The organism is Marinobacter sp. W-8 (genome assembly GCF_044342215.1).
Classification (GTDB): domain Bacteria; phylum Pseudomonadota; class Gammaproteobacteria; order Pseudomonadales; family Oleiphilaceae; genus Marinobacter; species Marinobacter nauticus.
This window is the reverse complement of the sequence record NZ_CP172297.1, coordinates 3,631,796-3,646,688: the sequence shown is the minus strand read 5'-3', so window position 1 is coordinate 3,646,688 and position 14,893 is coordinate 3,631,796. Positions and strand designations below refer to the sequence as shown.

11 protein-coding genes are annotated in these 14,893 nt (G+C 60.2%); 5 read left to right on the top strand and 6 right to left on the bottom strand.

Annotated features, from left to right (window positions below):
- Window positions 1-25: 25 nt before the first annotated feature.
- Together ACF8YQ_RS16980 and ACF8YQ_RS16975 are read left to right on the top strand one after the other, a co-directional pair.
- Window positions 26-982: an ABC transporter substrate-binding protein gene (locus tag ACF8YQ_RS16980; RefSeq protein ID WP_396622092.1), complete on the top strand. Its 957-nt coding sequence runs from the start codon at window positions 26-28 to the stop codon at window positions 980-982.
- Entirely contained in the window at window positions 979-3,258 is a 2,280-nt protein-coding gene (locus ACF8YQ_RS16975; protein WP_396622091.1) for a diguanylate cyclase domain-containing protein, read from the top strand. Before ACF8YQ_RS16980 ends, ACF8YQ_RS16975 begins: the two co-directional genes overlap by 4 nt.
- Here the strand turns inward: ACF8YQ_RS16975 and ACF8YQ_RS16970 are convergent.
- The 3 genes from ACF8YQ_RS16970 to ACF8YQ_RS16960 all read right to left on the bottom strand — a co-directional run bounded on the left by ACF8YQ_RS16970 (window position 3,240) and on the right by ACF8YQ_RS16960 (window position 6,931).
- Window positions 3,240-4,847, bottom strand: coding sequence for a Na/Pi cotransporter family protein (locus tag ACF8YQ_RS16970; RefSeq protein WP_396622090.1), 1,608 nt, complete (start codon window positions 4,845-4,847; stop codon window positions 3,240-3,242). The two genes, ACF8YQ_RS16975 and ACF8YQ_RS16970, sit on opposite strands and share 19 nt — an antisense overlap.
- Before the next feature lie 69 nt (window positions 4,848-4,916).
- Window positions 4,917-6,125, bottom strand: coding sequence for an HD-GYP domain-containing protein (locus ACF8YQ_RS16965; protein ID WP_396622089.1), 1,209 nt, complete (start codon window positions 6,123-6,125; stop codon window positions 4,917-4,919).
- Entirely contained in the window at window positions 6,122-6,931 is an 810-nt protein-coding gene (locus ACF8YQ_RS16960; protein WP_014422913.1) for a TatD family hydrolase, read from the bottom strand. Before ACF8YQ_RS16960 ends, ACF8YQ_RS16965 begins: the two co-directional genes overlap by 4 nt.
- A gap of 119 nt (window positions 6,932-7,050) precedes the next feature.
- On the opposite strand from ACF8YQ_RS16960, the gene ACF8YQ_RS16955 reads away from it, so the two are divergent.
- On the top strand, window positions 7,051-7,881 hold the full coding sequence (locus ACF8YQ_RS16955; RefSeq protein WP_396622088.1) for a polyphosphate kinase 2 family protein: 831 nt from the start codon (window positions 7,051-7,053) through the stop codon (window positions 7,879-7,881).
- A 10-nt stretch (window positions 7,882-7,891) separates the two neighbouring features.
- Window positions 7,892-9,163 (top strand): D-amino acid dehydrogenase, encoded by a 1,272-nt coding sequence (locus ACF8YQ_RS16950; protein ID WP_396622087.1) that lies wholly within the window; start codon window positions 7,892-7,894, stop codon window positions 9,161-9,163.
- Window positions 9,164-9,165: 2 nt separating this feature from the next.
- On the opposite strand, the gene ACF8YQ_RS16945 is transcribed toward ACF8YQ_RS16950, so the two are convergent.
- Window positions 9,166-9,846 (bottom strand): tRNA/rRNA methyltransferase, encoded by a 681-nt coding sequence (locus tag ACF8YQ_RS16945; RefSeq protein ID WP_396622086.1) that lies wholly within the window; start codon window positions 9,844-9,846, stop codon window positions 9,166-9,168.
- On the opposite strand from ACF8YQ_RS16945, the gene ACF8YQ_RS16940 reads away from it, so the two are divergent.
- Window positions 9,845-11,089: a methyltransferase gene (locus tag ACF8YQ_RS16940; RefSeq protein WP_396622085.1), complete on the top strand. Its 1,245-nt coding sequence runs from the start codon at window positions 9,845-9,847 to the stop codon at window positions 11,087-11,089. The genes ACF8YQ_RS16945 and ACF8YQ_RS16940 overlap by 2 nt on opposite strands.
- A 76-nt stretch (window positions 11,090-11,165) precedes the next feature.
- Here the strand turns inward: ACF8YQ_RS16940 and ACF8YQ_RS16935 are convergent, their stop codons facing one another.
- Complete coding sequence (locus ACF8YQ_RS16935; RefSeq protein ID WP_226596078.1) at window positions 11,166-12,371, bottom strand: OmpA family protein; 1,206 nt, start codon at window positions 12,369-12,371, stop codon at window positions 11,166-11,168.
- Between the two features lie 168 nt (window positions 12,372-12,539).
- Entirely contained in the window at window positions 12,540-14,864 is a 2,325-nt protein-coding gene (locus tag ACF8YQ_RS16930) for an ATP-dependent helicase (protein ID WP_396623326.1), read from the bottom strand.
- Between the last annotated feature and the right edge of the window lie 29 nt (window positions 14,865-14,893).

Sequence of the window (14,893 nt, the reverse complement as noted above, 5' to 3'; positions counted from 1 at the left end):
ACCATCGCTTTTCCGGAGCCTCTGGATGCACCGCCGTCAATTTCTGCAACTGACGATAGCTGCCGCTGTTGCCGCGGGCGTGAGCGGTTGCACCCGGTCTGCCCCCCTGAGAACCGGTATCCACCCCTGGATTGGTTACGAACCCCTGTACCTCGCAGAAGAATTTGGTTGGCTGCCGGCAACGGTGCAACTGGTAAAAGGCCAGGCAGCCAGTGATTCCATCGGTGGACTGATTTCTGGCAACCTGTACGCCGCAGCCCTGACCTTGGATGAAACCCTGAGAGTTCTTGCCGCAGGTGTACCGGTGAAGGCTGTAGCCGTCACCAATGTCTCCGTGGGCGCGGATGTGCTGCTGGTTCGGCCCGAAATCACCGGTCTTTCGGGGTTGAGGGGCCGGCGGGTGGCCGTGGAACTCGGTGGCGTGTCCGGCATCCTGCTGTTCTCGGTGCTGGAGCGTGCGGGCCTGACCAGCAACGACATATCGGTGGTGGATTTACCGGTCAACGAACATATCCGGGCCTGGCAGCGTGGTGATATCGATGCTTCCATCAGCTACGAACCGGAGGCCTCCCGGCTGGTGGCCGAAGGTGCGGTACGTCTGTTTGACAGCAGCCAACTGCCGGAAACCATATTCGATCTGCTGGTGGTCACGGATGCTGCGGCCAGTCGGCAGCCGGCTGCGGTACGGGATCTGGTGAAAGGACATTTTCTTGGCCTGCAGCATCTGGTTCGCAACATGCACGATGCGGTCTATCGGGTAGCCACACGCCAGGAGGTGTCACCGGATATGGTGCGCCAGTCCCTGGCAAACGTGATGTTGCCGGAACTCTCGGCCAATCACCGGTACCTCACGCACAACGGTCGGCTGGAAGTGGTGGCGAAGACTCTGGAAAATATCATGGTTCGTGAGGGGCTGATGGATAAGCCTCTGCGCTATGAGCACCTGACCGATCCGGCTTTCCTGCCACGGAGCCTGCCATGATAAAGGCTTTGCTTTCCCACTGCCTGGTTTGGCTGTTGCTGGTTGCTGCCAGCGTGCCTGCACCGGTGGCAGCCGGGGACTCGGTAACGCTCGGCGTTTTTGCCTACCGGCCAGATAATGTGATCAATGAACGTTATCAGCCCCTGGCCGACTACCTGACCCTGGAAACCGGCATGCCGGTGAACCTGAGGGTATTCAATCAAGATGATATGAACCGGGCGCTGGCGGCCAACCAGATCGACTTCTTCCTCACCAATCCCAGTCATTTTCTGGTGATTCGCAGTGAACGCAGTCTGACCGGAGCCCTCGCAACCCTGCGCCGCAGCTGGCGGGGCGAAACCACGGGCAGTATTGGTGGCGTGATTATTACCCGTGTTGAACGGGACGATATCAACCGCCTGCAGGATCTGGAGAAAAAGAGTATTGCTATGCCGGGGCTGACGTATCTGGGAGGTTATCAGGCCCAGGCGCTGGAGCTGGTCAATGCGGGCGTGGATGTCCGCCGCCACAACCGGATGGTGTTTCTGGGCAATCACGATAGGGTAATCCGCTCGGTGCTGTCGGGCGATACCGATGTCGGATTCATCCGTACCGGTATCTATGAAGAACTGCTGAGCGAGAACCCGAACCTTGCCGGCGAACTGAAAATCATCAATTCGCAGCAGCTTCGAGGCTATCCGTTTGTGTTGTCCACCCGGCTGTACCCGGAGTGGCCTCTGGTTTCTCTGCCCCATGTCGATAGCCGGACGGTGCGCCGGGTAGCGTCGGCACTGTTTGCTCTGGAGCCAGAGCATGCCGCGGCGCAGGCGGCTGGTCTGGCGGGGTTTTCACCGCCAGCGGACTATCAGTCGGTCGAGATGCTGACTCGAACCCTGCGTATGCCGCCCTACGATCAGGTGCCGAGGGTAACCTGGGTGGACATACTCCACCAATACCGCAACTGGGTGATTACCGTTGCTGTATTGTTCGTACTGCTGGTGATCACCAGTCTCTGGCTTGGCCGCAAGAAGAAACAACTGGCTTCTGAAGAGCGTCGGCTGCGTTCACTGATTGCCAGCTGGCCCCAGCCGATGCTGATGATCCGTAATGGCGAGCTGGTGGATTGCAATCGGGCCGCAGTGGATCTGGTGGGCTACACGTCAGAAGCGTCGCTGCTGGGCAAATCCCTGGCGGCCTTCTCGCCCCATAGCCAGCCGGATGGAACTCCGTCGTCACAGAAGTCCGAGGCGCTTTTTGCCCGGGTGACGGCCGGAGAGGTGTCCCAGACAGAATGGTTGTTTGTACGCTCGGACGGGGGCCGGGTGTGGGTGGCCATGACCCTGGCTCCGGTTTATGAACACGACAGTGACATCCCTTCGGTACTTTGTTCCTGGCACGACATCAGCCGCCGAAAACAGGCCGAGGAACAGCAACGGTTGGCGCTGAGGGTGTTCAAGAATGCCCGCGAAGCCATATTCATTACGGATGCCCACGGCGTGGTGATGGATATCAATGAAGCCTATACCCAGATTACCGGGCGGGATCACAAGTCTGCCATTGGCAGTTTGCCGCCCATGCCGGTGGATGAGGGCAGTGCCATACTGGTGGCTGCCAACCGGCACGGTGTGTGGAGCGGGGAATTCGCCGCCCGGCACCAGGAAGGCCAGGCCATTGTACTGAACCTTACCCTGAGCAGCGTACTGGATGAGCAGGGCGAGCTGTCCCACTTTGTAGGTGTGTTCAGTGATATCACCCGACAGAAAGAGATCGAGAAGCAGCTCAAGATCATGGCGCACTACGACGCCCTGACCAATCTGCCGAACCGGGTACTGTTCTCGGATCGTCTGCACCAGTCCATGGCCCAGGCCCGCCGGCAGAATTACCGGTTGGCGGTTGTCTACATCGATCTGGACCAGTTCAAACCGGTGAATGATGCCTTTGGTCACGATGCCGGTGATGGCTTGCTGGTGGAAGTGGCCCGGCGAATGCGTGCGACCCTCCGGGAGGAGGACAGTCTGGCACGGTTGGGCGGCGACGAGTTTGCCGCCATCATCGTCAATGTCCCGGACGCGGCGACCCTGGATGTTCTGCTTTCACGGTTGCTAACGGTGATTGCCGAACCGGTGTGGGTGGCCAATCACAGCGTTGAAGTGTCCGCGAGTATGGGTTACACCCTGTACCCGCAAGGTGAGGAGATTGACGGTGATCAGCTGCTTCGCCAGGCTGACCAGGCCATGTATCGGGCCAAGCGCGAAGGCAAGAACCGCTACTGCTGTTTTCAGGATACCGATGCCTGATCATGGCTGTGGTTGAGTAACCCCACACCATCCTGCCAATACAGTGCCTTGCTCCACTGATCGGTGAGCCGGCGCACAGCGCTGAGTTCGTCCAGAACCTGGTCACCCAGGCTGGAACTGAACTCCCGCCGGATCATCTTCTGCAGGGTGGCGGCTTTAAGCTGATGGTAGACTGTTTCGGCTTCCTGGAACTGCTCCGGCGCTGGCGCTTCTGACGCCACCAGCACCCGAATAACCTCGAAATAACGGTTGAAAACCGGCTCCAGTGTGTCGAAATCCGTGCGGCGTGCCAGCGCCCGGAGCCTGACCAGATGCAGGGTCAGCTCAGTGGCTTCCGCCAGGTAACGGCAGGTGCGAATGCTCAGCGTCAGCGCATCCACCACCGACGGGTGCATTTTCTCGGCTCTCAGGCGCCCGATATAGTCGTTAATGGCTAGGTTCAGATTACGCACGGCATCGGCCTTCGGGCGCACATCGGATTCCCCCAGGCTTTCCCGATCCAGGCATACCCGCAGCAACCCCCGGCTGTGGCCAATCAACCGCTTCATCTCCTGATCCACGGCGCCGATGGCCAGTTCTGGTGTCGTCACCAGGGTGTCATCGAGATATCGCGGTTCGGCGTTGTCTTCTTCCTTGCTGCGGAATAGCCGGCCCAGAAAACGGGCGAATGGCAGGGTGAAGGGCAGCATGATGGCGGCACCCAGAACGTTGAACAGGGTATGGAACAGGGCCAGCGAAACCGCCGGGTTGGCTTCCAGATCCAGCCAGTCGGTCAGGATATTCACCAGCCAGAGCATGGCCGGCAGCACCAGCAGGGCGATGATGCCGGTGACCAGGTTGAACAGGATATGGCCGGTGGCCAGCCGGCGGGCGTTTGCCGTGGCTTTCAGGGCCGACAGCGCGGCGGTCGACGTTGAGCCCAGGTTGGCGCCAATCACCGCCGCCGCGGCGTTATCGAGCGAAATCAGGCCGCCGGCCGCAGCGGTGAGTACGATGGCCAGGGCGGCGCTGGAGGACTGGGTAAGAACCGTGGCCAGCAGGCCCATCAGCATGTAGGCCGGCAGGCCGTAGTCGGCATTGATCAGGTTGCCGTTCTGGAAGCCCAGGGCTGATGATTCGAGCGCGGTTTTGAGAATCGACAGGCCCAGGAAAAACAGCGCAAAGCCTGCCAGCGCTTCCCCCAGAAACTGGTTTCTCGGGTTGCGGCTGATCAGTTTGAAGCCCACCCCGGCCGCCAGCAGCGGCAGCGCCATGGCCTCGATCTTGAAGCCGAAGCCAATCAGGCTGACCAGCCAGCCGGTCATGGTGGTACCAATGTTGGAGCCGAAAACGACACCCAGGGACTGGGCCAGCGTCATCAGGCCGGCATTCACAAAACCGATGGTTGCCACGGTAACCGCCCCGGAATGCTGCACGATACCGGTAATGACAAAGCCGGCAAACAGACCGCGTAGCGGAGTCCTGGTCCAGTGTCCCAGCATATGGCGCAGATGATGGCCGGCGGCGTTTTTCAGACCGTTAGTCATCATCTCCATAGCCAGGAGAAACAGGGCCAGACCGCCCAGAACCTGGAAAACCGATGACAGCATGATGGAGTATCTTTGTTGTGGATGGGGCTCTACCACTAGCCTAGCAGAGCCCGGGCGGGTTTCGGAGCGTCAGATCAGAAACTTCCGGATATCGAGCTTGTAGTCTTCCGGGTCGACTGCCCTGACAATCCGGTCCTGATTGCCAGGCCGTGACAGATCAATGGTTTCCACAGTAATCGGCAGCCGGAAGCGGGTGTGGTACATCACACGCACTACGGGCAACCGCTGGTCGGCGTCGTTGGTTTCCACCACCACGCCCAGCCGCCCGCTCTCCAGCAGCACCAGCGAACCGACCGGGTACAGGCCAATGCAGCGGATAAACTGTTTTACCAGAACCGGGTCCAGATGGTCGCCGGACCATTCCAGCAGTTTTTTCAGGCCCTGGGTCGGCGTCATGCCTTTATGGTAGACGCGGTCAGAGGTGATGGCGTCGTAGACATCGGTTATGGCCACCATGCGCCCGTATTCGGTAATTTCTTCCCCTTTGAGGCCTTCTGGATAGCCGCTGCCATCGAGTTTTTCGTGGTGCTGGGCTGCCGTGATGACCGCGATTTCGCCAATGCCCTCGGTGCTGGCAAGAATATCCCGGGAGTGGCGGGCATGCAGTTTCATCACCTCGAATTCTTCCGCCGTCAGCCGGCCGGGTTTATGCAGAATCTCATCGGGGGTGAGGATTTTGCCCAGATCATGCAGCAGCGCACCGACGATGGTCTGGTGCAGGATGTCGGCCGCCAGTTTCCGATAACTGCCGAACAGCGACATCAGTACGCTCAGGTTGACCGAATGCTCCAGCAGGTAGTTGTCCTTTTCCCGGATCCGGCCAAGGCAGCTCAGCGCATTGGCATTGCGCAGCACTGAATTCTGTAATTCGTCAGCTAACTGATGGATAGGGGCCACATCGATTGCGCCACCGATCTTGACGTTATTCATGAAACTGCCCACCAGGTTCTGGGCCTGGCTGTGCACCCGCTGGGCAATGACAATTTCTTCTGCCAACGGTGCCCTGGGGGTATACCCCGGTTTCAGGGCTCCGGCATTCTGCAGGGCCGTTTCATTGCGCCGGTCCACCTCCGCCGCCGGCTCGGAATCCTGACAGTCGGCGCCCCGGCTGACATCAATGTAGACATACTGCACACCCATCCTGCGGATTTTCTCAATGGTCTCTTCCCGCTTGATAATCCCTTTCTTGCGCTGTGTGTTATGGGGGATCCAGTCGTTGTTGAGGTCGGTAATGTACATACCGACCTTCAGGGCAGAGATGGGAATGCGTTTGATCATTGATGGGGGAAAAACGTCCGCAGGCTGTTTTGATAGGTCTGGCTCAATACCTGATCCAGGGGCAAGTCCTTTACTGCGGCAATTTTCTCGGCCACGAACGGCAGGTAAAACGGTGCGTTTTCACGGCCGCGATAGGGCACAGGCGTCAGGAACGGGGCATCAGTTTCCAGCAGGATCTGCTCGATGGGTGTCATGCGCACAATGTCCCGCACGTTCTCTGCCTTGTTGAAGGTGGTGATGCCGTTGAAGCCCAGGCACCAGCCCTGGTCGATGGCGTATTGTGCCAGCCCGGGTCCGGAGGTGAAGCTGTGAATAACACCCCGGCGCTCCAGCGAATGCTCGAACTCTTTGAGAATCGCGATGGTGTCGTCATCGGCGTCGCGGCTGTGAATTACCACCGGGCGGTCGCTGTCGCAGGCAATCTGCAGTTGCCGGCGAAACACGTCCCGCTGCACGGCGCGATCGGCATTGTCGTAGAAATAGTCCAACCCGATCTCGCCCACGGCCACGATCTTGTCGTCGGTGGCATGCTGGCGAATTTCCGCCTCCACCTCATCGGTATAGGTTTCCGCTTCATGGGGATGAATGCCCTGGGTACCAAACACCCAGTCAGCCGAACCAGCCAGCTCGCGCACTGCGGCCAGGTTCTCAGGTGACACGGCAATGGTGATCACCTTTTCGATGTTGACCCGCTGGCTTTGCTCCAGGGTATCGGACAACGGCCGGTCTTTCAGGTAGTCCAGGTGGCAGTGGGTCTCGATGATCGGATGATCAAATACGGGAATCTCACGACGTTTCTTGCTCATGCCGGGGTACTAGACTCCATCAGGGTCGGTGTATGGATGCTATTCTGAGAAGCGAATCACACAAGTTTATCACTTTGTACGATTACTGACCTGCATCGTGGCGATAGGGAGTTTCCTTGATGAAGTATACGGCGTTTGCCCGTTCCTGGTTCCTGAATCCCGACAAGCCGGCTCTCGAAGGCTATCCCTCCCTGTACGAGGGCGAAGACAAGCTGCCTGCGCTTGAAGCCAGTCTTGAGGACATCGGAGAGTACCAGAGGCGGTTGTGGGCGAATCGTAAGCGGGCATTGCTGGTCGTCATCCATGGCCCGGACACCAGCGGCAAAGACAGCCTGATCCGGACGCTGGCCACCTATGCTGACCCGGCCGGCTTTCATGCCTGGTCATTCGGGCGACCCAATGAAACGGAAGCAGCGCATGATTTTCTCTGGCGGGTGACGCCCTATCTCCCCGCCTATGGCCAGATGGTGGCCTTCAACCGTAGTCATCATGAGGCCGTGATCGGGGAGCGGGTATGGCCCGTGCGTGATGCCGACACCTATCACTGGCCGGCCCGGTTCGAGGCGATACGACATTTTGAGCGTCACCTGGTCAGCGAAGGCACCTGTGTCGTAAAAATCTGGCTCAATCTCTCCGAGGATGAGCACAAACAGCGATTGCTCAAACGTCTGGACAAGCCCAGGAAGCGCTGGAAGTTTGACCGCTCGGACATCGAGGGCTGGAAACAGCGCACCCGTTATCAGGCCTTCGCCGAGGAAGCCCTGGCTCAGACCCACACCGAGGAAGCCCCCTGGTTCATTGTGCCCGGCGACCGCAAGCCCCAGGCCCGGGCGATTGTGGCGGCCTTGCTGGCCGGGGTGCTGAAACAGCTTGCGCCGGACTACCCGGCGGAACATCCGGATGTACTGGAAGACTATCGTCAGCTGCTGGCAGCGAATGGTGTCAGCTAATGGAGGAATTATGCACATCGCAGTGGTAGGGGGTGGCGTGGTGGGTGTTACCACCGCCAGGGAACTGATTCGCCGCGGGCACCAGGTGACTCTGCTGGAGCGACACGACCTTGCGGGTAATGAGACCAGTAAAGGCAACGCCGCCCAGCGGTCTTACGGTGTGGTTTACCCTTGGGCTGATCCCTCCATGGTCTTCAAGGCACTGCCCTGGCTGTTCAAAACCGACGGCCCGCTCAAGCTGCGGATGCCGCCTTCGGTGGAAGCCATCAAGTTTATGTTTGCCACCCTGCGCTACGCCTGGAGCCCGGGCCTGTTTGGCCTGAATAAGCGGGCCATGCTGCGTCTGGGTATCCACAGTCGGGAGCGCTTTCTGGCTCTGGAGCAGGAGCATGACCTGAACTTCGATGGCGACCACAAGGGCCTGCTGCACCTGGCCAGCAGCCCGGAGGCCATGGATGATTATCGTGAGATTCACGACCTGCTGAATGAGCTGGGCATCGCCTCGCAGCTGCTCACGCCCGAGCAGGTGCGAGCCGCAGAGCCGGGCATGACCGGAGACGGGCCTCTCTATGGTGCTATCAGCTATGACACAGACGGCACCGGCGATTGCCACCTGTTTTCCCGGGCACTGGCGCAGGTGTGTGAACAGCAAGGTGCAAGTTTTCACTATGGTGTCGAGGTTGAGCGGCTGTTGTTTGATGACGAGAAGGTGAACGGGATCGAGTATCGAACCCGCGGCGGCGAGTTAGCCACCCTGGAAGCGGATGCGGTGGTGGTTTGTGCAGGATGCTGGTCACCGCAGCTGGTTCGGCCCCTGGGGCTGGAGCTGCCGATCTATCCGATCAAGGGTTACAGCCTGACGGTACCCCTGAGTGATCCGGGCAAGGCCCCGGTCAGCACGATCCACGACGATAACCTGAAAGTGGTGTCGACCCGACTGGGCAATCGGCTCCGGGCCACGGGCTTTGTCGAACTGGCGGACTTCAATCGCGACATTCCCGAGGCGCGCATTGCCACCATCAAGAAATCCGTGCGTTCACGCTTTCCCGGCTGCGCGGATCTTGAGGCTGCCGAAACCTGGACCGGTTTCCGCCCCATGACTCCGGATGGCCCGGCCATCATCGGCCGAGGGCCACGCCGGAATCTGTTCCTGAATACCGGCCACGGTACTTTCGGCTGGACCCTGTCGGCGGGCAGCGCCTCGGTGATTGCCCAGGTTATCGACGGTGAAGAACCGGCCGTGCCGCTGGATGCGTTCCGGCCCGGAAGGTTCCAGGAGTAAGCTCAGAGTTTGTGCTCGAGGTTGCCGCACAGGGTGTGAGCAAAGCCGACGTCCCGTTCGGAAAGCATGGGCAGGCGCTGGAATACCCACTGCGACAGCTTGCTGTCGGCCGGTGCCTCCAGCGCCGGTAACAGTGTTTCCAGGCGTTGTCGCAAGGCGCCGAGGCTGGCATCTGAGGCGACCTCGGGCGTGCTGTTACTCTGGCGCGCCAGTCCGGACAGCTCCCAGGCATACAGCATGACCGCCTGGGACAGATTCAGGGATGGATAGCTGACCGCCATCGGAAAGCCGGTAAGCAGATCGCACAGGGCCAGTTCTTCATTGGCCAGGCCCCGGTCCTCACGACCAAACACCAGCGCCGCCGTCGCCACCGAGCCGCCTTTATTGGCCAGTACCGAGCGCAGTGCGCCAGGTTCATGCCAGTCCTGCCGATGATGGCGGGGCTTGGCTGAGGTGCCCATCAGCAAATCCGCGGAGTTTCTAACCGCGGCCAGATCGGGGAAAATGCGCGCATTATCCAGAATGTGGTCACTGCCATGGGCCAGCCAGTGGGCTTCGGGCCGCGTATGCAGGTCGGAATTGACCAGCCATAGCTCGGAAAAACCCATGGTGCACAGGGCCCGCGCAGCGGCGCCGACATTTTCCGGGACTTTCGGTTCAACCAGTACAAAGGCCAGTTTCATGACATTACCTCCGGCGGCGAGTTTACACCAAGCCTCGGGTTGTTTTTACCAGCGCTGGCAGTCTTTGAATGACTGGCTGCGGGAACTGGAGCCACTCTGGCGCCCCATCCCGTTCATGGAACCTGCCCCCGCCTGGCGCGACGCGCATCCGGACCTGGCGCGCTGGCTGGAGGCGCTTCCAGAGGGGTACTGTCAGGACTGGGAGGAGCGGCTCCCGGAACTGTCCTCGGTGTTAGCCAGGTATGTTCCGGCGCTGGCCCGGTACCGGGATCTGCTTGATTTACCTCGTCTGGCGACCGAGGCCGAGGGCCGGCAGGCGGAATTGGCGGAGGTGGCCGCCGTTGATATGCCTGGCCGAAAACGACAGCAGGCCGGCGCATTCGCCGCTGCAATTTCACCCCTGGGCTATCCGGTACTGGACTGGTGTTGTGGCAAGGGTCACCTGGGCCGGACCCTGGCCCAGCGGGGGGCGATGGAAGTAACCGGATTTGAATGGAATCCGGAACTGGTGACCGATGGCAACCGCCTGGCCGAGCACTATGGCGACCCGGTTCGCTTGTCTCATCAGGATGTGATGGTCGATGGCCTCAAACTGCCTGAGCGCCACCATGGGGTGGCGCTGCACGCCTGTGGGGATCTGCACCGCCGACTGATGCGCTCTGGTGCCCAGGCGGGTTTGCCCCGGCTCAGTCTGTCACCCTGCTGCTACCACCTGACCGGGGATGAACGGTATCAGCTTCAGGCCCGGCAAACCCGGGAGTATGGCGAGTGTTTGTCGGTAGACCGCAACGATCTTAGGCTGGCGGTTCAGGAGACGGTCACGGCACCGGAGAGAGTACGCGAGCAGACCGCGCGCATCAGTACCTGGCGTTTGGGTTTCGATGCGCTGCAACGGGAGCTGACCGGCAACAGGCTTTACCTGCCGGTACCGTCGCACCCGGCCCGGCTCAATAATGGCCGTTTCGAGGATTTCTGTCGCTGGGCGGCGGCAAAGAAACAACTGGCTCTGCCCACCGATGTTGACTGGGCAGAATGGCTGGCGCGCGGTGAGGAACGATACCGCCAGGTGCGCCGGCATGAACTGCTGCGGCACCTGTTCCGGCGGCCCCTGGAACTCTGGCTGGTCCTGGACTACGCCGTGTTTCTGGAAGAGCAGGGTTACCGGGTTCGGCTGGGTACCTTCTGTGATCGCCAGCTGACGCCGAGAAACCTGTTACTCGACGCGGTACGCGAGGGCGGTTGAAAGCCTGAGCGCTTTCTGAACGCGGGACAAAAAGAAAGGCGCCCGAAGGCGCCTTACCGAGGTTGCCCGGGTTGCCTTAACGGCGAACCTGGATGCGCGCCTCAACACGACGGTTCTGGGCACGGCCAGCCGGCGTATCATTGGTGGCAACAGGCTCGGCTTCACCATAGCCCACCGCGCTGACACGGTCCGGATCGACACCCAGAGGCCCGGTCAGTCGACCGGCAACCGCTTCCGCCCGGCGCTGGGACAGAAACTGGTTATAGCCTGCTTCACCGGCGCTGTCGGTATGGCCGGCGATCTCAACGGTGGTCTCCGGGTATTCCGCCATGAAATCGGCGACGCGACGGATTTCGTTGTCATAGGCGTTGTCGATAACAGAGCTGTTGGTGGGGAACTGAACCCGCAGTTCAATGGTTTCCACCGTTTCAGTAATACCTTCGCAACCGGTTTCATCCACAGTGGCGCCGGCAGTAGTGTCCGGGCATTGATCCTGGCTGTTCACCACGCCATCGTTGTCGCTGTCGAGCTCACAGCCGCGGCTGTTTACTTCTGCGCCGGCTGGGGTGTTGGGGCACTGATCGCGGCTGTCGGCCACACCGTCGTTATCGCTGTCCAGCTCGCAGCCACGGCTGTCGACACTCGCACCGGCCGGAGTGCCCGGGCACTGGTCGCGAGTATCGGGCACGCCGTCGCTGTCGGCATCGGCCGGTGCTTTCGGGGCCGGGGCAGAAACTGTGCGGGTAAAGGCCCAGCTCAAGCCAAGCGAGACCATGGTGTCGAAGGTGCTTTCATCAATGCCGTGGAATTCCCGCAGATCGCCACGAATGGAAATGCCATCACTGACGTTGTAGCGGAAGCCGGTACCCACGTTTACCCGGGTTTCATCGTGATCGGTGCCTGCCGTACGGTAGGAAATGGTATCTCCCAGCCCGAAGTCGGCATGGCCTGCACCCAGAGAAACGTAAGGGTTCCAGGCTGCTTCCGGGCCGGCGAAGTAGTAGGTGCCGTCAACCCGGATTTCGTCAAAATCGGACTCGCCAGACACATACTTGCGGTCGGCATCGGCCCGTGAGTACACGGCTTCAACTGACCAGTGGGGGCGGAACCGGTATTCGACACCAACACCGAACGTGCCGGTTTCACTCAGATCCCGTTTATCGTCAAACAGCTGGAAGCCGGCAAACGGATTCAGGTAGATGGTTTCCTGGCGTTCCGCCAGGGCTGGTGTGGCAAGGGATGTTGCAAGGGCGGCCAGAGCCACCGGGCGCATGAGTTTCATGCAGAACCTCCTGTCTGATTATTATGTCTTGAAGCTGTCTCCGATGAAAACGGATAAACTCCGGTAAAACACTACGTTACTGAAAATCTAGGCCAGTAAGCCATAAAACACAAAATTTGGCATCTTTCGGCGTCTTCGCAATTGTACGCAGCCTTCACACACGACAGATCAATCACCTGCGGGTGTGAAATACAGATGCGCGCTTTTTTTACTGAAATTCAGCGTGTCGCCATTGCCAAACCGGACCTCGAACGAGCTTTCATCTTCCGAGATAACCTCGCCTGTTCCAAAGATGGCATGGGACAGACGCTGCTGATGCCACACTGGTTCCGCCGTGTTTGGGCTGACCGTTCCTTCGCTTTCCAGCTGAACGCCCTCGCGTTCAGCGTATCGCAGACTCACGGGGGTTAACGGGTGGTCCAGCTTCAGGGGCTGGTCTGTCGGGGCAGTACCGGTATCCAGCGCGGAGCCGAGTTCCTGAGCTAATCCAAAGCACAGTTCGGAAACAAATCGACTGGGACCTTGGTCGCCCGCCAGATGCGGGCTGGCCGGGGTGGGCCGGGTAATCAGGTGTAGATGGTGGCGGGTGCGGGTCATGCCCACGTAAAGCAACCTGCGCTCGCTTTCCAGCAGGGCACGGGCGTCGTCCTGGGGTCGTGGGCTGTAGGGCAGGTATTTTTCCTGCAGGCCGGGAATGATTACCACGGGCCATTCCAGTCCCTTGGTCCGGTGAATGGTGGAAAGCAGGACACCCTCGTCCCGATGTTCGCTGGCCTGCTGTTTCAACAGGCTGAGGTGGTCCAGGGCGCCGTCGGCATTGACTTCCAGGCTTTTCAGATAGTCCCGGAAGCCCTGAATAGTATCAATCCGCTCCTCGGCGCTGTCATGGGTCAGTGCGAGACTGCGAATACCCTCATAGAGATCCGTGTGCTCGGCATAGACGGTGATCAGGCCAGCCACCGGCCCCTGATAGCGGTCGAGTTGCTGCAGGACTTCACCGAGTTTTTTCAGCTTTCTGGCCGCCATCGGCGCCAGTGCGTCGAAATCCAGACTGAGCAGCCGCTCGTGCCAGCCGATGTCGAACGCCGCCAGGAATCGCGCCAGGTTTTCCAGTTCCGGTTCTTTCAGGCCCACATGGGGGAACCTCAGAATCTGGCGGGCAATGTCCAGCCGGTCATTTTCTGCCAGCTTGTCGAGCCGACGGGTAACCACCAGCAGCAGGGCCTGCACCGCCTGAACCTCGCGACTGAACAGCGCGCCCTTACCGGCGTCGATCCGGTAGGGAATCTGGCGTGCCAGTAGTTTCAGTTCAATCGGCACGCTCTGGCTCCAGACCCGGAACAGGATGGCGCTCTGGCTTTGTTGGTCTGGCGCCAGTCCCTGCAGGATAGAAAGCACCTGGTTGCCATCGTTTTCGGCCTGATGCAGATGGATTTCGGTGTCGGGGGTACCCGGGTGGGAATGGCACATCACATCCCGGCGGCCGGTGTTGTGGCAGATCAGATGGTTGGCCAGCAGTGCCACCCGGTGGCCGTAACGGAAGGTGTAGCTGAGGGTCTGCTCCAGCGGGCTTTCAAACTCATCACTGAATTTGCGCAGAATGAACTCGGGCCGGGCACCACGGAATTCGTAGATGGTCTGGTCCGGGTCGCCGACCACGGTTACCCGGGCGCGGTCACCGGCCACATAACGCAGAAGCAGGTGCTGGATCTCGTTGGTGTCCTGGTACTCGTCCACCAGGATCAGATCCATTTTGTTACCCACCAGGCGCTGCAATGGCGGGTTCTGATGGATGGCCATCACCGGCTCATACAGCATGTCGGCGTAGCTGATGCGGCTTTCGCTTTTACGCCACTGCTCGAAGGCGTGGAACAGGTCGATCAGGTAGCGGTGTTTGTCGGAGTAGCCCAGCTCTTCGAATACCACCTCCGCGGGTGCCAGCCCGGTTTTGACCCGGTCGATAAAGCCGGTGGCGGTTTCGACAAAATCCTTCTTGTTGCGGCGGATTTCATCGGCCAGTTCCTCCGGTGCCAGCCGCCGGGTCAGCAACCAGGCCTGGAAGCTGATCTCCTGTTCGGTCAGGATCTTTTCCGAAAAGCCCGGCAGATAGCCTTCCCGGACGAACCGACGATACAGCCGCAGGCCCATGGCGTGGTAGGTACGGATTTCCGGCAGGGCCAGCCCGCTCTGCTCGCAGACGGACTGCAGCTTGCGCTCAAAGTCTACCTTGGCGCTGCGGTTGAACATCAGCACCAGCATCCGGTCCGGATCGTGGCCCTGGGCCAGCAGGTAGCGGATGCGCCAGGCCAGCGTGGAGGTTTTGCCGCTGCCAGCCACGGCCGTAATCACCGCATGCTCGTAACCGGCCGTGATGATGGCGCGCTGCTCGTCGGTCAGGTAATCCGGTAGGGACAGGTGGTCGGGGGCTTGGGTTTCGCTCGGCATGGTCGCTATTGTACTGGGCAACTGGTAGTGCGGATAGCGCTGCCGCATAATCCCGGCATAACTCAGGCTCCGATACA